This is a genomic window from Serratia quinivorans (genome assembly GCF_946227985.1).
Lineage (GTDB): Bacteria > Pseudomonadota > Gammaproteobacteria > Enterobacterales > Enterobacteriaceae > Serratia > Serratia quinivorans_A.
Genome location: NZ_CAMKGL010000006.1, coordinates 135,197 through 153,775 on the forward strand (window position 1 = coordinate 135,197; position 18,579 = coordinate 153,775).

Genomic DNA, 18,579 nt, shown 5'->3' on the forward strand with positions numbered 1-18,579 from the left:
TCTTTTATAATGCGATCCGGGCGGTGAATAAAATTCACCGCCTTGTAAGGTGATTAATTTTTCATTACATAACCGTAAGCGCGGTTCCAGCCATCTTCATCCTGTTGGATATACACGCCCTGTAATTCCGGTGCGAAGCCGGGCAATAAGTTAATGCCTTCTTCTAATGCCAGGAAATAACGCTGCGCAGCACCGCCCCACACTTCCCCTGGCACGACGCACAATACGCCTGGGGGATAAGGCAAGGCACCTTCGGCGGCAATTCTGCCTTCGGCTTTCGCCAGAGAGACCAATTCCACATTACCGCGTACAAATTCGGTGTTGGCGTCTTGCGGATTCATTGCTACACGAGGGAAATAACTCTTCCTGAACATTTCTTTTTGCAGTTCTTTAACGTCGTAGCTGACATAAAGGTCGTGCATTTCCTGGCAGAGTTGGCGCAGGGTATAATTTTCATAGCGCTGCTGATTGTTTTTATAAACGGCAGGCAAGACTTCACTAATTAAAGAATCTTGCTCAATATGTTTTTCAAAGCGGGCAATCAACGCCACCAAATGCTGCATTTTGGCGATGTCTTCGGCCGGCGTCAGCAGGAACAGGATCGAATTGAGGTCGCATTTCTCCGGCACTATGCCGTTTTCACGCAGATAGTTGGCCAGAATGGTCGCCGGAATACCGAAATCGCTGTAGTTACCGCTTGCCGTATCAATGCCCGGCGTGGTGAGCAACAGTTTGCAAGGGTCGACAAAATACTGCGATTGGGCATAGCCTTCAAAGGCATGCCATTTCTCACCGGGAACGAAGTTGAAGAAGCGCAAATCGTTGGCCATGGTTTCGGTGTCAAAGGATTGCCAGGCTTTGCCCTCGATTTGGTCCGGCACAAAGGGTTTGATTAAGCTGCAGGTCTCCAGCAGCATTTTGCGCGCCTCAATGCCTACGCGAACACATTCTTTCCACAGGCGTCGGCCGCTTTTGCCCTCATGCATTTTGGCGTTAACGTCCAGTGCGGCGAACAGTGGGTAAAACGGGCTGGTGGAAGCGTGCAACATAAAGGCATTGTTAAAGCGTTTGTGGTTGCAATAGCGATCTTGTCCCTTGATATGTTTGTCTTTCTTATGGATCTGCGAGGTCTGCGAGAAGCCGGCCTGCTGCTTGTGGACGGATTGGGTCACAATGATCCCAGGGTCGTTTTCGTTAAGCTCAAGCAGCAACGGAGAGCAGTCTTTCATCATTGGGATGAATTGCTCATAGCCGACCCAGGCCGAGTCAAACAGGATGTAATCGCACAGATGGCCAATTTTATCGACTACCTGACGGGCGTTATAAATGGTGCCGTCATAGGTGCCCAACTGAATGATCGCCAGGCGGAAAGGTCTGGCTTCATTGGCGCGGTCCGGCGCGACCTCGCGGATCTGCTGGCGTAAGTAGCGTTCTTCAAAGCAGTGCGCGTCAATGCCGCCGATAAAGCCAAACGGGTTGCGGGCGGTTTCCAGATACACCGGGGTTGCCCCCGCCTGGATCAGCGCGCCATGGTGATTGGATTTATGGTTATTGCGGTCGAACAGCACCAGGTCACCGCGCGTCAGCAGGGCGTTGGTTGCCACCTTGTTTGAGGCAGAGGTGCCGTTGAGAACGAAATAGGTTTTATCGGCGTTAAACACTTTGGCGGCATGTTGCTGCGCTGCGCAGGGTGCGCCTTCATGGATCAATAAATCACCCAGTTTGACGTCCGCGTTGCACATATCGGAACGGAAAAGGGTTTCGCCAAAGAAGTCAAAAAACTGACGCCCGGCCGGATGCTTACGGAAGAATTCGCCCCCCTGATGCCCAGGACATGCAAAGGTGGCGTTGCCCATTTCGACGTACTGGGTCAGCGTATTAAAGAAAGGTGGCAGCAGTTCGCTTTCATATTTTACTGCCGCCGCTTCCAACTGCTTGCCATAGAACTGAGTGTTCTTGCCACAGAGTTCGAATACGCCATGCAGGGCAGGCAGTATGGCGTTGTCCAGCTCTTCTTCGCAGCAAACCGCCACGAACAACGGGATATTCAGGCCGATCTCTTCGAGGTGTGCCACCATACCTTGCGTGACGTCTTCCACCGACAATACGATGGCGGCAATATCATTAAAATCACTCTGGTGTACATCGACAACTTCGCGAGTGGTTTCAAAGCAACTTAATGTTTTGCTATTAGCGGCAATTTTTAATTTATTCATTTTAATCATTCTTCAGGCAAAGGCATCCCGCCGACAGGTTAATAACCCTATCGCTAATGCCCTCACTAAAATAAAGGCGTGAGAAGAACGCAGTCATGCTTAACAGCAGGCCTGAGTTCATTCGGATTTTTGTTTTATGTCGTGTGTACTATAAACAGTAATTTACTTCTGCTATTTCACGGAAAAATCAAATAGAAATCCGTCCTGATATATCAGGGGAAATAGTTCAGGCGTAATAGTGACAGGCTGTTTTGAGTAACAACGAGAGAGGTGAGGGTTATCTGAAGTTAAAGAAGGCAAAGCTAAAGCAGCTACGATGAGACATCATCATAATATGGGTTGTGCGTCTTATATGCGCCATTTTTCGATTGTTGTTTTCCATTTCTAATCCACCTTATGGAGTGAAAAGATGGCGTTATTTTAACGTGCTTCAAAGTTAAATATGTGACATCAATCACGTAATGTGGGTTATTGATAAATAATTATTCACTTGTTATGCAGTGATGTGCATAAAAATGAATAATGGTGCTTTTTAGATATGTAAAGGGTTTGATAAAAAACCAGCGAATTGAGCGCTGAATTTTTTCTGTGTTGGGCTGACAACAAAAAAGAGCATTTAAACTGTTCGCATAACACCCAGATAAAGCCAATTTGTTTTTTATATGTTATAAACTCATTTATTCACTAATTGAATATAAATTCAATCTATTTGGTTGGTTAATCATCTTCGTAAAGTGGTGGCATTATCGTTATTTGTGACCGACCTCAACAACGCAGGTAAGATGACGCGAGCAAAGGGAAGGAGAATTGACGTTGAACACGACCGAAGAGCAGCAACAAATTGCGCATTTCCTCAGCAAACAACATGTGCTGACACTGTGCGCCGGCAATGGCCTGGACATGTGGTGTGCCAACTGTTTTTACGTCTTTGATGCCGGGCTGATGGCGCTGTGGCTAATGACCGAAACCCATACTCGCCACGGCGAGTTGATGCTGCAAAATAGCCGGGTGGTTGGCACTATAGCGCCAAAGCCGAAGACCATCGCGTTGATCCGCGGCGTGCAGTATCGCGCCGAAGCGGTGATGTTGAGCGGTGATGAAGAGCGGCTGGCACGGGCGCGCTACTGCAAGCGTTTCCCGATAGCCAAAGTGATGAAAGCGCCGGTATGGCAACTGAGTCTGCAGGAAGTGAAAATGACCGACAACACCCTCGGCTTCGGCACGAAACTGCATTGGACGCGGACCTGACGCAATAAACTCTAGCCTATAGCTTTCAAGTTGCAGCTAGGCGGCCAGCTCGCTCATCCCCAGGCGCTTACTCGAGTAAGTAACTGGGGTGAGCGACAAATCTGTCGGGAGCAGATTTGAACGCTGCTTGCAGCGGCCCTGAAAGGGCAAGGACCATGGATGGGCCTTGTAAGCAGGTAACAACGCTGCAACTTGAAAGATGACGGGTATATACTTTTCATAGAGATCATTCGGCGGGAGGGTATATGGCACGGGTATTTATGGTAGGGGCTACCGGATTGGTGGGGCGCGAACTGTTGCGCCTGCTGCAGGCCGATCCGCAGGTCACGGCGATCGTGGCACCAACGCGTAAGCCACTGCCGGCGCATGAAAAATTGGATAACCCGGTGGGGGATGATCTGTTTGCGCTACTGACCGAACAGGAGCAGCCGGTCGATATGGTGTTCTGTTGTCTGGGCACCACGCGGCGTGAGGCGGGCAGCGACGCCAATTTCCACTACGTCGATTACACCCTGGTGGTGGAAAGTGCGTTGACGGGGCGTCGTCTGGGGGCGCAGCACTGTCTGGCGGTCAGTGCGCTGGGTGCCAGCAGGCGTTCGACTTTCCTTTACAACCGGACCAAGGGTGAAATGGAACAGGCGCTGCGTGAGCAGGACTGGCCGCGCCTGACGCTGGTGCGGCCATCAATGTTGATGGGCGAACGCGCTTCACCACGCTTACTGGAGCGCCTGAGCGCACCCTTGTTCAAATTGTTGCCCGGAAAATGGCGGGCAGTTGCCGCCAAAGACGTGGCGCAGACTCTGTTGGAGCAGGCGTTCAGCCCTGGTCAGGGTGTTAAGGTGCTGGAATCCGATCGGCTGCATTGTTACCGCAGTGCACGCTGAGATTATCAAACGCCAGCTCCAGACCCGGTGGCAGTTCGTTGTCCATCAGCCACAAATCGAGATGATGGCTGATGTGTGTCAGCAGGGTGCGGCCCGGTTGCAAGCGTTGTTGGGTTTCCCGTGCGCGGGTCAGATCGTTGTGATTGCGCGGAGCCTGCGGCTGGGGCGGCAGGCTGCAGTCGAGCACCATTAAATCCAATGTTACTGCACGCAGAAAAGCCTCGGTATCCGGCGGTAAACCGACGGTATCGGTCAGATAGGCCAGAGATTTGCCCGCGGCCTGGATCAGGTAACCCAGCGTGAGTTTCGAATGTTGCAGCGGCAGCGGGGTGATGTGGAGCCCGCCCAGTTCAACCGTTTCGAAGGGGGTAAACGGCGGCTGAAACGCCAGAATGCCCGGGTGCTTGAATAAATCGTCGCAGCCCTGTTCATCGGCCGGGCCATACACCGGAATAAAATTTCCGCAGCCCCAGCGTAAAGGAAATAACCCCTGTACATGATCCATGTGGTAATGTGTCAGTAAAAAACGTTGAATTTCCCCCGCCGAAAAACGCCGTTCCAACGACGGTAACCCCGCATCCAGCAAGGTCGTTTCCCCCTGAAATTCAAGCATTGCGCTGCAGGCTCTGCGCCGGAATGCAGGCTCGCGCCGCGCCCGCTGACAGACCAGACAATCACAGCCGAACGCCGGGATCTGCTGGGCACCGCCGGTGCCGAGAAACGTCAATTGCATGAGTTGCTCCTTTACCCTTCGCCTTTCACGCCGCAGCGTTGTTGGCTGCATACGTGCACCTCAGTCACTTACTTGAGTAAGCTCTTGAGGATTCACGCATTTGCCGCCTAGCTGCAACGCGAAATTCATTGGGTAAGATTAATAAGGGTCTTAAAGATACTTCTCCGCAAAGGCGTTGATATCACTGAAATCCGTCAATCGCTCCTGCAATGTCTGATGATCCCAGTGCCACCACTGGCTGCGTTCAATACGTTCAATCAGTGCGTCGTCAAACCGCATGCCGATCTTTTTGGCCGCCACGCCGGCGACAATCTCATAAGGGGCCACATCCTTGGTCACCACCGCCGCGCTGCCGATCACCGCGCCGTTGCCGATGCTGACGCCGGGCATCACGATGGCGTTATGGCCGATCCACACGTCGTGGCCGATGGTTACGTGGTGTTCGCGCCGCCAGTCGAAGAAGGCCTCATCATCTTCCCCCAGGTCGTACTCCGAAGCGCGATAGGTGAAATGGTGCTGGGCGATGCGTTGGTAGGTGGGGTGGTTGCCGGGATTAATGCGTGCGTAAGAGGCGATCGACACGAATTTGCCGATGGTGGCGTAAAAAATCTGGTTATGTCCGGCGGTGTACGAATAGTCGCCCATTTCGACTTCTTCGAGGATCGCATCGTCGGCCAAATGAACATACTGGCCGAGGCGGCTACGGTTAAGCGTCACGTTGTCGCCGATTTTCGGCTGCGCCAAGTCACTCATGGCATGGCATCCTGTGGTTGTTTGGTTGAGGCGGGCAGCAGCGCCAACAGCGCTGCCAGGGTGTCATCAAGATTGCCGTCGTTATCCAGTCGGCAGCAACTGGTGGGCAACTGTTGCTGATATTCCGCCGCCCGCGCCAGCCGCTGCGCTATCTGATCGGCGTTTTCACGCCCGCGGTTTTGCAGGCGTTGGCGCAAAATATCGCTGCTGACCTGCAGGCACACCGGCAGCAGTTGTGCGCCATAGCGTTGCTGTGCCTGTGTCAGGTGGGCACGCGAGCCGTTGACCACCACATCGATCCCCTGCAGTAACCACAGATCCACCTCGATGCCAAAGGCGTAATGGTGCTGATGCGCCTGCCAGTCGAGGGCAAACAACCCTTTGGCTCGGCGGCGCAGGAACTCCGGTTCGCTGAGCGCAATATGGTTCTCGCAGCCGGCGTCTGCCGGCCGGGTAATATAGCGATGCGCCACCAGTGGGGCGCTGTCGACATCGACGCGCAGTGCGGCCAACAGGCTGTCTTTGCCTGAGCCGGATGGCCCCATCAGATAGATTAGCTGCGCCATCAGAACACCTGCTTGCCCTGGCGCCACACGTTCTGCACGTAAACGTGCTCGCCGTGCGGTCGTACCAGCACCAGATCTGCGCGCAAGCCTTCGGCGATGGTGCCGCGATCCTGCAAATTCAGCGCCCTGGCCGGATTGCGGGTGATCATCTGCACCGCCTGCGGCAGGCTGTAGCCGTTGCGTTCATCGGCGGCGATACGAAACGCCGCATCCAGCAGGCTGGCCGGGTAATAGTCGGAGGACAGGATATCCAGCACGCCCAATGCCGCCAGGTGGTGCGCTGCCACGTTGCCGGAATGTGAGCCGCCACGCACGATGTTCGGCGCGCCCATCAGCACCTGCAGTCCTTGTTGGTGCGAAGCCAGGGCTGCATCTTCGGTGGTGGGGAACTCGGCAATCACGCTACCCAACGCGCAGGACTCGCTGACGTGGGCGGCGGTGGCATCGTCGTGGCTGGCGAGCGAAATTTTACGCGCCCGGCAATGGGCGGCAATGGCTTCGCGGTTCGGCGTGGCCCAGCGGGCAGAAAGCTCGACCTGACGCTCTTCATACTCGCTCATTTGCTGGTCGTTGAGGTGATATTTGCCCTGATAATACTCGCGGTATTTTTCGCGTGAGGCGAACTGGCGCTGACCCGGCGAATGGTCCATCAACGACACCAAAGACACCCCTGGCTTGTCCATCAACTGTTCGAACAGCGACAGGGTGCTCTCGTTGGGCAGTTCGCAGCGCAGGTGCAGCCGGTGTTCGGCGCGGTTGACCCCGGCGCGCTGGCTGTGGATCACCGCGTCGATCATTTTTTGCAGGTTTTCCAGCCGATGGCCGCCGTCGCGAACGTCGCCAATCGCCACCGCGTCCAGCACGGTGGTGATGCCGTTGGCCACCATCAGCGCATCATGGCTGCTCATGGCCGAATGCGCCGGCCAGTCGACGTTCGGGCGCGGGGTGAAAAACTTGTCCAGATTGTCGGTGTGCAGTTCAATCAATCCCGGCAGCAGCCAGCCGCCTTCACCGTTCAATGCCTGCGGCAACTGGCTGGGCGTATCGGCAAAGCTGCGGATCATGCCGTCGCTGACCTCCAGCGATCCTTCGACGGTGTGATCTTCCAGCACCAGTTTCACGTTATTGATGATCATCAGAGGATCTCCAGCGCCTGTGGCGCCTGCATGTCATATAACCGGTCGGCGACCTGCTGACGGACGCCTTCATCATGGAAAATACCGACGATCGCCGCGCCACGTTGTTTGGCCTGTTCGATCAGTGCGACCACTGCCGCACTGTTACGGCTGTCGAGGGAGGCGGTGGGTTCGTCCAGCAACAGAATCGGGTAATCGACGATAAAGCCGCGTGCGATGTTCACCCGCTGTTGTTCACCACCGGAGAAGGTGGAGGGGGCCAACTGCCACAGGCGTTGCGGTACGTTGAGCTGGTTGAGCAGCGTCTCGGCGCGTTCGCGGCATTCGGCGCGGTTGACGCCCTGTTCCAGCAGCGGCTGCATCACTACGTCCAGCGCGCTGATACGCGGGATCACCCGCAGAAACTGGCTGACCCAGCCGAGGGTATGGCGGCGCACCGCCAGGATCTGACGCGCTTCGGCCTGCACCATATCCAGCCATTCACCCTGGTGATTAACCCAGATATGGCCGCTGTCAGGCAGATAGTTGGCGTACAGGGAGCGTAGCAGCGTGGATTTTCCGCTGCCGGAATGCCCGTGCAGCACCACGCATTCGCCGCTGCTGACCGTCATGTTGGCATCGTGCAGTACCGGCAGTTGCGTGCCGTGCTGCTGGTGGAGCACAAAGGTTTTGCTGAGGTGTTCAACCCGGATTTGAATAGTCATCTGTAATTACCTTGCGTTACGACAGCACCGAAGAAACCAGCAGTTGGGTATAAGGATGGTGTGGATCGTCCAGCACCCGGTCGGTCAGGCCACTTTCCACCACCTCGCCCTGTTTCATCACCAGCAGCCGGTGCGCCAGCAGACGCGCCACGCCAAGATCGTGAGTGACGATCACCGCCGCCAACTGCATTTCCACCACCAGGGTGCGCAGTAGATCGAGCAGCCTCGCCTGTACCGAAACGTCCAGCCCGCCGGTGGGCTCGTCCATAAACACCAGCTTCGGGTGGGTCACCAGATTGCGGGCAATTTGCAAGCGCTGTTGCATGCCACCGGAGAAGGTGGTCGGCAGGTCATCCAGGCGTGATACCGGGATCTCGACGTCCTCCAGCCACTGGCCGGCCTGACGGCGAATGTCGCCGTAGTGACGCTGGCCGATAGCCATCAGCCGCTCGCCGATGTTGCCACCGGCAGAAACCTGGGGGCGCAGTCCGTCGAGCGGATGCTGATGCACCACGCCCCAGTCGGTACGCAGCAGGCGGCGGCGATCGCTTTCCGCCATTGCGTACAGGTCGTGCTGTTGCCCGGCCTGCGGACGATAAAGAATCTGCCCTTGCTGCGGCGCCAGCCGGGCGGAAATCGACTTCAGCAGGGTGGTTTTACCGGAGCCGGATTCGCCAACGATGCCCAGCACTTCGCCGGGATAGATATCAAAAGAGACATCGCTAAAGCCCTTGCCTGGCGCGTACAGATGGGTGAGGTTAGTCACCGACAGCAGCGGTGTGGTGCTCAGAGGGGTGGAAGTCATCAGTGCTGCGCCTCTTGCGAAGGTTGCGCCAGCTGCTGCTGGCAGTAATCGGTGTCGGAACAAACGAACATGCGGCTGCCCTGATCGTCGAGCACCACCTCATCGAGATAGCTGTGGCGTGAGCCACACAGGGCACAAGGCTCGTCCCACTGCTGCACGGTGAAAGGATGGTCGTCGAAGTCCAGGCTCTCCACCTTGGTGAACGGCGGCAGGGCGTAGATTCGCTTCTCACGGCCAGCACCAAACAGCTGCAGCGCAGGCATCATGTGCATTTTCGGGTTATCGAATTTCGGGATCGGTGACGGATCCATCACGTAGCGGTCGTTGACCTTCACCGGATAGGCGTAGGTGGTGGCGATATGGCCGTAGCGCGCGATGTCTTCATACAGTTTCACCTGCATCACGCCGTACTCCTCCAGCGCGTGCATTTTGCGGGTCTCGGTTTCACGCGGTTCGATAAAGCGCAGCGGCTCCGGGATTGGCACCTGATAAATCAGGATCTGGTCTTCACGCAGCGCGGTTTCCGGGATGCGGTGCCGGGTCTGGATTAGCGTGGCCTCCGGTGTGCGCTCAGTGGTGGCGACGCCGGCAACGCGCTGGAAAAAGCGGCGGATGGAAACCGCATTGGTGGTGTCATCGGCCCCCTGGTCGATCACCTTCAGCACGTCGGCGCGGCCAATCACGCTGGCGGTCAACTGAATGCCGCCGGTGCCCCAGCCGTAGGGCATTGGCATCTCACGACCACCGAACGGCACCTGATAGCCGGGGATGGCCACCGCCTTCAAAATAGCGCGGCGGATCATGCGTTTGGTCTGTTCGTCCAGATAGCCCAGGTTATAACCGGTTAATACTTCACTCATCGCGGGCCTCCTGACGTTCGCTGAATTCCTGCCGCAGGCGCTTGAGCAATTCCAGTTCGGCCTGGAAATCGACGTAGTGCGGCAATTTAAGGTGGGAAACAAAGCCGGCGGCTTCGACGTTGTCGGCGTGGGCCAGCACAAACTCTTCATCCTGCGCCGGGCTGGCGATGCCTTCCTGGTACTCGGGGCTTTGCAGTGCGCGATCCACCAGCGCCATCGCCATCGCCTTGCGTTCGGCACGGCCAAACACCAGGCCATAGCCGCGGGTGAAATGTGGCGGCTGGTCGACCGGGTCGATAAAGCCGTTGACCATTTCACACTCTGTCAACAGGATCTCGCCGATATCTATCGCGAAACCCAGCTCTTCAGGCACTATCTCCGTCGAAACATAGCCAGTGCGGATCTCGCCGGCGAACGGGTGGGTACGGCCGTACCCACGCTGGGTGGAGTAGCTCAACGCCAGCAGAAAACCTTCGTCACCGCGTACCAGCTGTTGCAAGCGTGCCGAGCGGGAGCAAGGGTAAACCGGCGGATTGCGGGTGATATCATCCGGCGCGGTGCCGTCATCCTGTTCTGCCAGCGCCAGTTGCTGCTGACTGAGCAAGTCGAACACATGGGCGCAGTTTTCCGGCAGCGGTTCGTCGGCCTGTGGCGCGCGTGGCGCTTCGCCTTCGGCCAGCAGGGCAAAATCCAGCAGCCGATGGGTGTAATCGTAGGTCGGTCCCAGCACCTGCCCACCGGGCAAGTCCTTGTAAACCGCCGAGATACGGCGTTCCAGCCGCATATTTTCGGTTGCCAATGGCTCACTGACCGCCAACCTTGGCAGGGTGGTACGGTAGGCGCGCAGCAGGAAAATGGCTTCGACCAGATCGCCGCTCGCCTGCTTGATGGCCAGCGCCGCCAACTGAGGATCGTAAATACCGCCTTCGGTCATTACCCGATCCACCGCCAACCCCAATTGCTGTTCAATCTGTTGGGTGTCGAGCGCGGGTAGGCTGTCGTCGCCGCGCCGCAGCTGTTCCTGTAACTGATGGGCGGCCTCAATGGCTTTTTCGCCCCCTTTAACGGCAACGTACATCAGCACACCTCCACATGGGTGGTCCGTGGCAGCGCCAGCAGGCGCTCACCGCAGGTCAGCAGGAAATCCAGCCCCAGCGGGAAACGCTGCGGGCGGTTAATCAGGTAATCCAGTACGGCCTGTGGCAACGACGGTGAGATAACCCGTTGATGTTCAATGCCGGGGCCGGTCAGGCGTAGCGCAGTGCCCTGTTCCAGACTGTCGAGCTGGACGACTACCGTGGCGCTGAACTCGGGGGAAATCTCACTGCCGTGCGGTAACGCGTGCAAATCAGCGGCCTGCAGTTGCGTATCGAACAGGGCAAAGCACACTTCTTCGCTGCTATTGGCCAGCGGAGCACCGCTGTGGAAGCGAATGTTTATTAGCACTTGCTCACTTTCTAGCGCCAGACAGAGTTGAATCGGCGTTTCCTGGTCTGCCAGGGTCAGCAGTGCGGCGGTGCTGGCGGCGTTCAGCGCGCCCCAGGCTGGGCTCGCCGGCAGGGTGACGATATGGCCCGGTTCACTTAATGCCTTGAGGATCAGGCGGAAAGCCTGTTGCGATTGTTCGATCGGTTGCGCAAAACCTGTCAGTAGGCTCATCGGTTAATCTCCTCGCACCAGCGTAAAGAAGTCCACCCGGCTGGAGGCTACCGCCCGGGCACGGAGTTGGCGTTGCTCATGCTGCAAGGCCGCCAGTGGCTCAATCAGCTGCTGTTGCAGCAATTCGGCCTGCTCCGGCAACTGCAGCAGGGCATCCGCCAGCGCACAGAGTTCGGCATGCGCCTTGTCACGTCCGGCGATATAGCTGTAGCCGTAACCGCCGTTTTCCAGCTGCACTACCGCGCGGGTGACGGTCATGTCGCCCAGCACAAAGCGGCGGCCGGTGGCCCCCATACGGCCCTGTAACTGCGCCAGGCCAATCTCCGGCGCGCGAATGGTTTGGTAGCGTGGGCTGAGGTTCAGCGCCTGCCAGTGGCTGCGTAACTGCTCCGGCTGGCTGTGCGCCAATACCGACATCCAGCGTTGTCTCGGCTGTAAGGCTTGCATTCAGTGCTCCATGGTCAGTTCAATCATGTCGGCGCGTGCCAGGCTGACGGAGTATTCCGCCACGCTGTCACTGCCGCTGCAGACGTTCAGGGTGCGCACGCACAGCAGCGGCGCGTGGGTGGCTATTTCCAGCAACCGGCTTTCTTTAGCCTGCGCGCGGCGTGCGCTGATGCGCGTCTGCTTGCGGGTCAGCGGCTGGTGGATGTTGAGCTCGATAAATTCGTGCAATGAGCCGCTGTGGAACTGCTGCAGCGCCGGCCACCAGTCCAGATCGGGCAGATAATGGTCGATCAGGCTCATCGGCACGCCGTTGACCCGGCGCAGGGTGCGCAGGTGGATCACCGTTTCGCCTTCTTCACGTGACAGTGCGCTGGCCACATGCCCATTGCACGGGCGTAATACAGCGAGTAAGCGCTCACTGGTGGGGTGGCTGCCCTGCTCGAACAGGTTCTGGCTAAAGCGGGTATTGGCATGCAGCGGATAGTCATAGGGGCGCATCAGCACCAAAATGCCGACGCCGTGCCGACGTTGCAGCCAACCGCGCTCTACCAACTGGTCGACTGCGCGGCGCAGGGTATGGCGATTAACCTGATAACGCTCTGCCAGTTGTTGTTCGGAAGGCAGATAGTCACCGCAGCGGTATTGGGTACGCAGCTCTTGCTCAAGCTGCGCGGCGATTTGCTGGTAGCGGGTAGGGAAACTGGTCGGATGTCTAGATAAGTCCATCATAATAAAAACCTCGGCGTGCCGAATACCCACTTGCAGGATGCTGATGGTTGGCGTTGCATGATGTGTACCCTTTGGTGAAGTTGGCGTTATTCTGCCGGGGTTAAATGACAATCTGGTTACGCGTCAGTGGCGAACAGATGAACTATTTTGGACAGGCTGATGATGCACACGGGGCTGCGGCGCGCTAAGCTGACGTCATTGTTCACCGAACCGAGCCAACCCCATGCCACAGCCCCTGACCGCAACCGAACACCACAGCCGCTCCTGGCCGCTGTGGAAACCGATCCTGTTTCTGCTGGTGGTGGCCGTCGGCCTCTACTACGTCAAATGGCAACCCTATTACGGCAAGGCTTTTTTGGCGGCGGATACCCACTCGATCGGCAAATCGATACTGGCTAATGGCGACAGCAGCCCGTGGCTGGCGGCCTGGCACTATGCGCTGGTCTATTTCACCGCGGTGTGGAAGGCAGCAGTGCTCGGCGTGGTGTTGGGCTCGCTGGTACAGGTGTTAATCCCGCGTGACTGGCTGATGCGTACCTTGGGTCACCCGCGCTTTTCCGGCACCCTGTTGGGTGCGGTGCTCGCACTGCCGGGCATGATGTGTACCTGCTGTGCGGCACCGGTTGCCGCCGGGCTGCGCCGTCAGTCGGTATCCAGTGGCGCGGCGATGGCATTCTGGCTAAGTAATCCGGTGCTGAATCCGGCGACGCTGATTTTTATGGGCTTCGTGCTTGGCTGGCAATTTGCCGCTATTCGGCTGGTGGCCGGGGTGATTATGGTATTGGGCATTGCCTGGCTGGTGCAGCGCGCTACCGCCAACGACCCGCAACCCGCCGCACTGCAAATGCCAGTGATACCGCTGGAGAAAACCGAGGCACAACCCTTCTTTGGCCGCTGGCTAAAGGCGCTGTGGTCGCTATTTTGGTCGACCATTCCGATCTACATTCTGGCGGTGCTGGCATTGGGGGCGGCGCGGGTCTGGTTGTTCCCGCATGCTGACGGTGCGATAGACAACAGTTTGCTGTGGATTATTGGGCTGGCGATCGCCGGTTGCCTGTTTGTGATCCCCACGGCAGCGGAAATCCCAATCGTGCAGACCATGATGCTGGCGGGTATGGGCACCGGCCCGGCGCTGGCGTTGTTGATGACCCTGCCGGCGGTCAGCCTGCCATCACTGCTGATGCTGAACAAAGCCTTTTCCGCCAAGGCCCTGTGTCTGACAGCCGCGCTGGTGGCGCTGTGCGGGATAGTCACTGGCGTGGTGGGAATGGGGCTGGTGTAAGCGAAGATATGCGACAATGGTTAGATGCCCATCTCCCTCTCCTGAGGGAGAGGGCCGGGGTGAGGGGATCCTCAACGCAGCTTATGCACCACCTGATTAGCGCTGCCGCGCCAGATCAGCGCCGGGTCTTTTAAATCCTGCACAAACTTGCCGTCAATCAGCACGTTAATCCGATCCACCACCTGCATTTGTTGTTCATCCAGCTCCGCCAGTCGGTAACCGGTCCACAGCCAGATATCCTTGCCGGGGCACTCGGCATGCACTCTTTTCACCAATTGCAGCACCGCCGGGACGTTGGCCGGATGCAGCGGATCGCCGCCGGACAGCGACAGACCCTGGCGCGGAATACGCCTGTCGTTCAGATCGGTAATCAACCGGTCTTCCATCGCCTGGGTAAAGGGTTGCCCGGAGTTAAGCCGCCAGGTGCTTTTGTTGTAGCAGCCGGGGCACTGGTGTACGCAACCGGCGACAAATAGCGTACAGCGGGTGCCGGGGCCGTTGACCACGTCGAGGGGGTAATACTGGTGGTAGTTCATATTTCGCTTTCTGATGATAGGGGCTCAGCACGCTGAGCCCTGATGCAGAGCGGCCCGGCGTTAGCCGATCTGCCCATTCCCCAGATGTTTCACCCGGCGTTTCACTTCTTCCTGCTTACCGGCATTGAACGGCCTGGCGTCCGGACTGCCGAGGTAACCACATACCCGACGGGTGACGGACACCTTGGACGGCTCGTGGTTGCCGCATTTCGGACAGGTAAAGCCCTTGCTGGTACAGGCAAACTCGCCGGTGAAGCCGCACTCGTAACACTCATCGATCGGCGTATTGGTGCCGTAATAAGGTACGCGGCTGTAGCTGTAATCCCACACGTCCTCCAGCGCTTTCAGGTTGTGCTGCAGGTTCGGATATTCGCCGTAACAGATGAAACCGCCGTTGGCCAACGGGGGATAGGGAGCTTCAAAATCCAGCTTGTCGTAAGGATTAACCTTTTTCTCCACGTCGAGGTGGAAGCTGTTGGTGTAATAGCCTTTGTCGGTGACGCCCGGCACCACGCCGAAATCGGCGGTATCCAACCGGCAGAAGCGGTCGCACAGGTTCTCACTCGGCGTGCTGTACAGGCTGAAGCCATAGCCGGTTTCTTCTTTCCAACTGTCGGTGGCGGCCCGTAAACGGGCCACAATGGCAATCGCCTTGGCGCGCAGTGCTTCGTCGTCGTAGACGTGCCGTTGGTCACCGAACAGCGCGTTGATGGTCTCATGCAGGCCGATATACCCCAGCGAGATTGACGCGCGACCATTCTTGAAGATATCGGCGATATTGTCGTCCGCCTTCAGGCGTACACCGCAGGCACCTTCCATATACAGGATTGGTGCGACCCGGGCCTTGATGCCCTCCAGCCGGGCAATGCGCGTCATCAGCGCTTTCTTCGCCAACAGCAAACGTTGGTCCAGCAGTTGCCAGAAACGGCCTTCATCGCCGACCGCCTCCAGCGCAATGCGCGGCAGGTTCAGGCTGATCACGCCGATATTGTTGCGGCCGTCGTGCACCAGTTCGCCCTCTTCTTCGTAGGTACCGAGGAAGCTGCGGCAGCCCATCGGGGTTTTGAACGAACCGGTGACTTTCACCACCTGATCGTAATTGAGGATGTCCGGGTACATGCGCTTGCTGGCGCACTCCAGTGCCAATTGCTTGATGTCGTAGTTCGGATCGCCGTACTGGTGATTAAGGCCGTCGCGGATGGCGAACACCAGTTTGGGGAACACCGCCGTCTTGCGGTTCTTGCCCAGCCCGGCGATGCGATTTTGCAGGATTGAACGCTGGATCATCCGTGATTCCCAGCAGGTGCCCAGGCCAAAACCGAAGGTCACGAACGGCGTCTGGCCGTTGGCGGTGTGCAGGGTGTTGACTTCATATTCCAGCGACTGGAAGGCGTCGTAACACTCTTTCTCGGTGCGAGCCATGGCGTAGTCTTGCGCGTCCGGGATCTGCCACTGTTCGGCGACCTGACGATGCTTGTTGAAGCTTTCACTGACGAACGGGGCCAGGATCTCGTCGATGCGGTTAATGGTGGTGCCACCATAAATATGGCTGGCAACCTGCGCGATGATCTGGGCGGTGACCGCGGTGGCGGTAGAGATCGACTTCGGGGGTTCTATCTCGGCGTTGCCCATCTTGAAGCCGTTGGTCAGCATGCCTTTCAGGTCGATCAACATGCAGTTGAACATCGGGAAGAAGGGCGAGTAATCGAGATCGTGGTAGTGGATCTCGCCGCGTTCGTGGGCCAGCACTACGTCACGCGGCAGGATGTGTTGCTTGGCATAATGCTTGGCGACGATCCCGGCCAGCAGATCGCGCTGGGTGGGGATCACTTTGCTGTCCTTGTTGGCGTTTTCGTTCAGCAGCGCCATGTTGCTTTGCTCCACCAGGCCGCGGATCTCCTGGTTCAGCCGCCCGCGCAGTTCACGTGCGACGTCGCGATCGTGACGATATTCAATATAGGCGCGGGCCAGTTGCTTGTATTCGCCGGCCATCAACTGGTTTTCTACCGCCTGCTGAATTTCATGGATATCAACGCGCTGCTGCTGTGACATCCGTTGAGCGACTACGCGGGCGACGGTAGCGCAGTAGTCGGCATTGACAATACCGACGGCCAGCGCGGCGCGCTCGATAGCCTGCCCAATACGTGCCTCGTCAAAAGGTACCTGACAACCGTCCCGTTTAATCACTACTGGTTTCACGTTGTTACTCCTTGTTCCCCGAGGGAGCGCTGATGCCCGGCAGGCTAAAAGCCGTTGGGTATCGGTATGATTTCGGCTTATCCACAGGGCAATGCCGCAGCGCACAAGGGCTGAAGCGACGTGTGGATGATTTTGTGGATAACTACTACATATAGGCATTGGTGTTTCTTAATGCACTATATATAGATGTTGGCGAGATTCTTTTGACGTAGAACAAGGAAATGGAAAGAGCGGGCGTTAGCTGTACAAGCCCGAATTTTTGGCCTGAAAATTCAGGCCGGGCGGTGACGGAAATGCTCGAGCAGGAACTCAACCCAGACGCGCACCCGCGGTGGCAGGTCGGCGGAGGCATAGTACAACCAGAGTTGGGTTGGCCGCGGCCAGCAGTCCGCCAGCACCGGCTGCAGGGTGCCTTGTGCAAAATGAGATTCCGCATACCAGCGTGCCAGGCAGACGATGCCCAGCCCGGCCAGCGCCGCATCCAGCAGCATTTCCGGGCGGCTGGCGACCAGACGGCCCTGCAGCTCCAGCGTTTTGGCTTCGCCGTGCTGTTGCAACGGCCATTTTACGCTGCGACCGGTGGCCGGGTTGCGGTGCAACAGGCAGTTGTGTTGCAACAGATCTTGCGGATCCTGCGGCGTGCCATGCTGCGCCAGATAGCCGGGCGAGGCCGCCAGCACCATCTGCATCGGGTACAAGGATCGCGCTACCAACCGGCTGTCGGGATCGACCCGGCTGCCGATCCCCACATCAAAACCTTCCCCCACCAGATTGACCACCCGCGCATCCAGCGAAAGATCCAGGTCGATCTGCGGGTAGCGCTCAAGGAACTGCGGGATCAACGGCATCAGCATCCGGCGGCCGAAACCGGGGATCATGCTGACGCGGACCGTGCCGGAAGGGGTTTGCTGTGCGCTGCCGGCGGTTTCCAGCGTGGCGGACAGTGCCTGCCACAACGGCGCTACCTGTTGCAACAGCGCCTTGCCCTCATCGGTCAGCACCACGTTGTGGGTGTTCCGCTGGAACAGCCGCAGCGCCAGTTTTTCTTCCAGCACGCGGATATTCTTGCTGATGGCCGCCGGCGTGACGCCCAGCTGGCGTGCGGCAGCGGAAAAGTTCTGCGCCTGGGCGGCAGCCAGGAATGCCGGCAGCAGGCGGTGGACATCAAAGGGCAGCGACATGGTGGTTGATACTTTCAGTTGAAATTAAAGTGACAACCAACAGCCTACACCCGGCGCGTGAGAAATGGAAAAATGCGATATCAAATTTAAATCAAGGATCGCTTATGTCGCGCATTTTAGTGTTAACCGCCCACCGTTTTCCCGATAACTCACGTATCAACAAAGCGTTGATCGAAGCCCTACGTCCTTTGCCGAACGTGACTCTTCACGAACTGATGCGAGCCTACCCGGACTATCAAATCGACGTGGCGCGTGAGCAGGAATTGCTGCAGGGCCATGATGCAGTGGTGATGCTGTTCCCCTTCTACTGGTACAGTTCCCCGGCGATCCTCAGTGAATGGCAGGATGCGGTATTAACCCACGGTTTCGCCTACGGCAGCGAAGGCACTAAACTGCAGGGTAAACCGCTGCAACTGGTGGTCACTACCGGTGGTAATCAGCAGGCTTATACGCCAGAAGGTTATAACCGTTATCCGGTGGCAGATTTGCTGCGCCCGTTCCATGCGGTGGCCAATCTGACCGGCATGGATTACCTGCCGCCGCATCTGGTTCAGGGGGTGTCTGATATGAGCGATGAACGCCTGGCGCAAGAGGCTGCCGGCGTGGTGGAACTGCTGAAAAAAGGGTAGGGCGCAGCCGGC

The 18,579-nt window shown here is 57.6% G+C and carries 20 protein-coding genes; 4 read left to right on the forward strand and 16 right to left on the reverse strand.

The genetic code is table 11. The features are described from left to right. Positions 1 to 53: 53 nt before the first annotated feature. A complete protein-coding gene (speF, locus tag OCH02_RS16445) occupies positions 54 to 2,216 on the reverse strand; it encodes an ornithine decarboxylase SpeF (protein ID WP_261432103.1) in 2,163 nt (720 codons plus the stop codon). A 277-nt stretch (positions 2,217 to 2,493) separates the two neighbouring features. Further along, the gene (speFL, locus tag OCH02_RS16450; RefSeq protein WP_261432104.1) at positions 2,494 to 2,598 is read right to left on the reverse strand and encodes a leader peptide SpeFL; all 105 of its coding nucleotides are present in this window, start codon (positions 2,596 to 2,598) and stop codon (positions 2,494 to 2,496) included. Between the two features lie 431 nt (positions 2,599 to 3,029). On the opposite strand from speFL, the gene OCH02_RS16455 reads away from it, so the two are divergent. Both OCH02_RS16455 and OCH02_RS16460 read left to right on the forward strand, forming a co-directional pair. Next, the gene (locus tag OCH02_RS16455) at positions 3,030 to 3,464 is read left to right on the forward strand and encodes a YhbP family protein (RefSeq protein ID WP_261432105.1); all 435 of its coding nucleotides are present in this window, start codon (positions 3,030 to 3,032) and stop codon (positions 3,462 to 3,464) included. Positions 3,465 to 3,709: 245 nt separating this feature from the next. Continuing rightward, positions 3,710 to 4,348, forward strand: coding sequence for an NAD(P)H-binding protein (locus OCH02_RS16460; protein ID WP_261432106.1), 639 nt, complete (start codon positions 3,710 to 3,712; stop codon positions 4,346 to 4,348). Here OCH02_RS16460 and phnP read toward each other — a convergent pair. The 11 genes from phnP to phnF form a co-directional block, all read right to left on the reverse strand. Next, positions 4,299 to 5,081: a phosphonate metabolism protein PhnP gene (gene phnP / locus OCH02_RS16465; RefSeq protein WP_261432107.1), complete on the reverse strand. Its 783-nt coding sequence runs from the start codon at positions 5,079 to 5,081 to the stop codon at positions 4,299 to 4,301. The two genes, OCH02_RS16460 and phnP, sit on opposite strands and share 50 nt — an antisense overlap. A gap of 150 nt (positions 5,082 to 5,231) precedes the next feature. Further along, complete coding sequence (locus OCH02_RS16470) at positions 5,232 to 5,834, reverse strand: DapH/DapD/GlmU-related protein (RefSeq protein WP_261432108.1); 603 nt, start codon at positions 5,832 to 5,834, stop codon at positions 5,232 to 5,234. Continuing rightward, a complete protein-coding gene (gene phnN, locus OCH02_RS16475) occupies positions 5,831 to 6,400 on the reverse strand; it encodes a ribose 1,5-bisphosphokinase (protein ID WP_261432109.1) in 570 nt (189 codons plus the stop codon). Before phnN ends, OCH02_RS16470 begins: the two co-directional genes overlap by 4 nt. After that, positions 6,400 to 7,536 carry an alpha-D-ribose 1-methylphosphonate 5-triphosphate diphosphatase gene (gene phnM, locus OCH02_RS16480; protein WP_261432111.1) on the reverse strand — a complete coding sequence of 379 codons (1,137 nt, stop codon included), beginning with the start codon at positions 7,534 to 7,536 and terminating at the stop codon, positions 6,400 to 6,402. The genes phnN and phnM overlap by 1 nt, the downstream gene beginning before the upstream one ends. Further along, entirely contained in the window at positions 7,536 to 8,240 is a 705-nt protein-coding gene (gene phnL, locus OCH02_RS16485; protein ID WP_012004974.1) for a phosphonate C-P lyase system protein PhnL, read from the reverse strand. Before phnL ends, phnM begins: the two co-directional genes overlap by 1 nt. 16 nt (positions 8,241 to 8,256) lie before the next feature. Next, a complete protein-coding gene (gene phnK / locus OCH02_RS16490; RefSeq protein ID WP_129939647.1) occupies positions 8,257 to 9,045 on the reverse strand; it encodes a phosphonate C-P lyase system protein PhnK in 789 nt (262 codons plus the stop codon). Further along, positions 9,045 to 9,905 (reverse strand): alpha-D-ribose 1-methylphosphonate 5-phosphate C-P-lyase PhnJ, encoded by an 861-nt coding sequence (locus OCH02_RS16495; protein ID WP_017891399.1) that lies wholly within the window; start codon positions 9,903 to 9,905, stop codon positions 9,045 to 9,047. The genes phnK and OCH02_RS16495 overlap by 1 nt, the downstream gene beginning before the upstream one ends. Continuing rightward, entirely contained in the window at positions 9,898 to 10,983 is a 1,086-nt protein-coding gene (locus OCH02_RS16500; RefSeq protein ID WP_261432112.1) for a carbon-phosphorus lyase complex subunit PhnI, read from the reverse strand. The genes OCH02_RS16495 and OCH02_RS16500 overlap by 8 nt, the downstream gene beginning before the upstream one ends. Beyond that, positions 10,983 to 11,564, reverse strand: a complete 582-nt coding sequence (gene phnH / locus OCH02_RS16505; RefSeq protein WP_261432114.1) for a phosphonate C-P lyase system protein PhnH — start codon at positions 11,562 to 11,564, stop codon at positions 10,983 to 10,985. The genes OCH02_RS16500 and phnH overlap by 1 nt, the downstream gene beginning before the upstream one ends. A gap of 3 nt (positions 11,565 to 11,567) precedes the next feature. Next, entirely contained in the window at positions 11,568 to 12,011 is a 444-nt protein-coding gene (gene phnG / locus OCH02_RS16510; protein ID WP_261432117.1) for a phosphonate C-P lyase system protein PhnG, read from the reverse strand. Continuing rightward, positions 12,012 to 12,737, reverse strand: a complete 726-nt coding sequence (gene phnF, locus OCH02_RS16515) for a phosphonate metabolism transcriptional regulator PhnF (protein ID WP_261432203.1) — start codon at positions 12,735 to 12,737, stop codon at positions 12,012 to 12,014. 226 nt (positions 12,738 to 12,963) lie between these two features. Between phnF and OCH02_RS16520 the strand changes: the two genes are divergently transcribed. Further along, complete coding sequence (locus OCH02_RS16520; RefSeq protein WP_261432119.1) at positions 12,964 to 14,022, forward strand: permease; 1,059 nt, start codon at positions 12,964 to 12,966, stop codon at positions 14,020 to 14,022. A gap of 71 nt (positions 14,023 to 14,093) precedes the next feature. Here OCH02_RS16520 and nrdG read toward each other — a convergent pair whose 3' ends face one another. From nrdG to OCH02_RS16535, 3 genes are all read right to left on the reverse strand, one after another. Beyond that, positions 14,094 to 14,558: an anaerobic ribonucleoside-triphosphate reductase-activating protein gene (nrdG, locus tag OCH02_RS16525; protein WP_261432120.1), complete on the reverse strand. Its 465-nt coding sequence runs from the start codon at positions 14,556 to 14,558 to the stop codon at positions 14,094 to 14,096. Between the two features lie 60 nt (positions 14,559 to 14,618). Beyond that, positions 14,619 to 16,757 carry an anaerobic ribonucleoside-triphosphate reductase gene (gene nrdD / locus OCH02_RS16530; protein ID WP_261432122.1) on the reverse strand — a complete coding sequence of 713 codons (2,139 nt, stop codon included), beginning with the start codon at positions 16,755 to 16,757 and terminating at the stop codon, positions 14,619 to 14,621. A gap of 272 nt (positions 16,758 to 17,029) precedes the next feature. Further along, a complete protein-coding gene (locus OCH02_RS16535; RefSeq protein WP_261432123.1) occupies positions 17,030 to 17,938 on the reverse strand; it encodes a LysR family transcriptional regulator in 909 nt (302 codons plus the stop codon). A gap of 104 nt (positions 17,939 to 18,042) precedes the next feature. Here OCH02_RS16535 and OCH02_RS16540 point away from each other — a divergent pair, with 104 nt between their 5' ends. Beyond that, positions 18,043 to 18,567, forward strand: coding sequence for an NAD(P)H-dependent oxidoreductase (locus OCH02_RS16540; RefSeq protein WP_261432125.1), 525 nt, complete (start codon positions 18,043 to 18,045; stop codon positions 18,565 to 18,567). The last annotated feature ends 12 nt before the right edge of the window (positions 18,568 to 18,579 follow it).

Excerpts from the sequence above, each read along its gene's own strand:
- speF (WP_261432103.1), bottom strand. The coding sequence starts at position 2,216 with ATGAATAAATTAAAAATTGCCGCTAATAGCAAAACATTAAGTTGCTTT.
- speFL (WP_261432104.1), bottom strand. The coding sequence starts at position 2,598 with ATGGAAAACAACAATCGAAAAATGGCGCATATAAGACGCACAACCCAT.
- OCH02_RS16460 (WP_261432106.1), top strand. The coding sequence starts at position 3,710 with ATGGCACGGGTATTTATGGTAGGGGCTACCGGATTGGTGGGGCGCGAA.
- phnP (WP_261432107.1), bottom strand. The coding sequence starts at position 5,081 with ATGCAATTGACGTTTCTCGGCACCGGCGGTGCCCAGCAGATCCCGGCG.
- OCH02_RS16470 (WP_261432108.1), bottom strand. The coding sequence starts at position 5,834 with ATGAGTGACTTGGCGCAGCCGAAAATCGGCGACAACGTGACGCTTAAC.
- phnN (WP_261432109.1), bottom strand. The coding sequence starts at position 6,400 with ATGGCGCAGCTAATCTATCTGATGGGGCCATCCGGCTCAGGCAAAGAC.
- phnM (WP_261432111.1), bottom strand. The coding sequence starts at position 7,536 with ATGATCATCAATAACGTGAAACTGGTGCTGGAAGATCACACCGTCGAA.
- phnL (WP_012004974.1), bottom strand. The coding sequence starts at position 8,240 with ATGACTATTCAAATCCGGGTTGAACACCTCAGCAAAACCTTTGTGCTC.
- phnK (WP_129939647.1), bottom strand. The coding sequence starts at position 9,045 with ATGACTTCCACCCCTCTGAGCACCACACCGCTGCTGTCGGTGACTAAC.
- OCH02_RS16495 (WP_017891399.1), bottom strand. The coding sequence starts at position 9,905 with ATGAGTGAAGTATTAACCGGTTATAACCTGGGCTATCTGGACGAACAG.
- OCH02_RS16500 (WP_261432112.1), bottom strand. The coding sequence starts at position 10,983 with ATGTACGTTGCCGTTAAAGGGGGCGAAAAAGCCATTGAGGCCGCCCAT.
- phnH (WP_261432114.1), bottom strand. The coding sequence starts at position 11,564 with ATGAGCCTACTGACAGGTTTTGCGCAACCGATCGAACAATCGCAACAG.
- phnG (WP_261432117.1), bottom strand. The coding sequence starts at position 12,011 with ATGCAAGCCTTACAGCCGAGACAACGCTGGATGTCGGTATTGGCGCAC.
- phnF (WP_261432203.1), bottom strand. The coding sequence starts at position 12,737 with ATGGACTTATCTAGACATCCGACCAGTTTCCCTACCCGCTACCAGCAA.
- OCH02_RS16520 (WP_261432119.1), top strand. The coding sequence starts at position 12,964 with ATGCCACAGCCCCTGACCGCAACCGAACACCACAGCCGCTCCTGGCCG.
- nrdG (WP_261432120.1), bottom strand. The coding sequence starts at position 14,558 with ATGAACTACCACCAGTATTACCCCCTCGACGTGGTCAACGGCCCCGGC.
- OCH02_RS16535 (WP_261432123.1), bottom strand. The coding sequence starts at position 17,938 with ATGTCGCTGCCCTTTGATGTCCACCGCCTGCTGCCGGCATTCCTGGCT.
- OCH02_RS16540 (WP_261432125.1), top strand. The coding sequence starts at position 18,043 with ATGTCGCGCATTTTAGTGTTAACCGCCCACCGTTTTCCCGATAACTCA.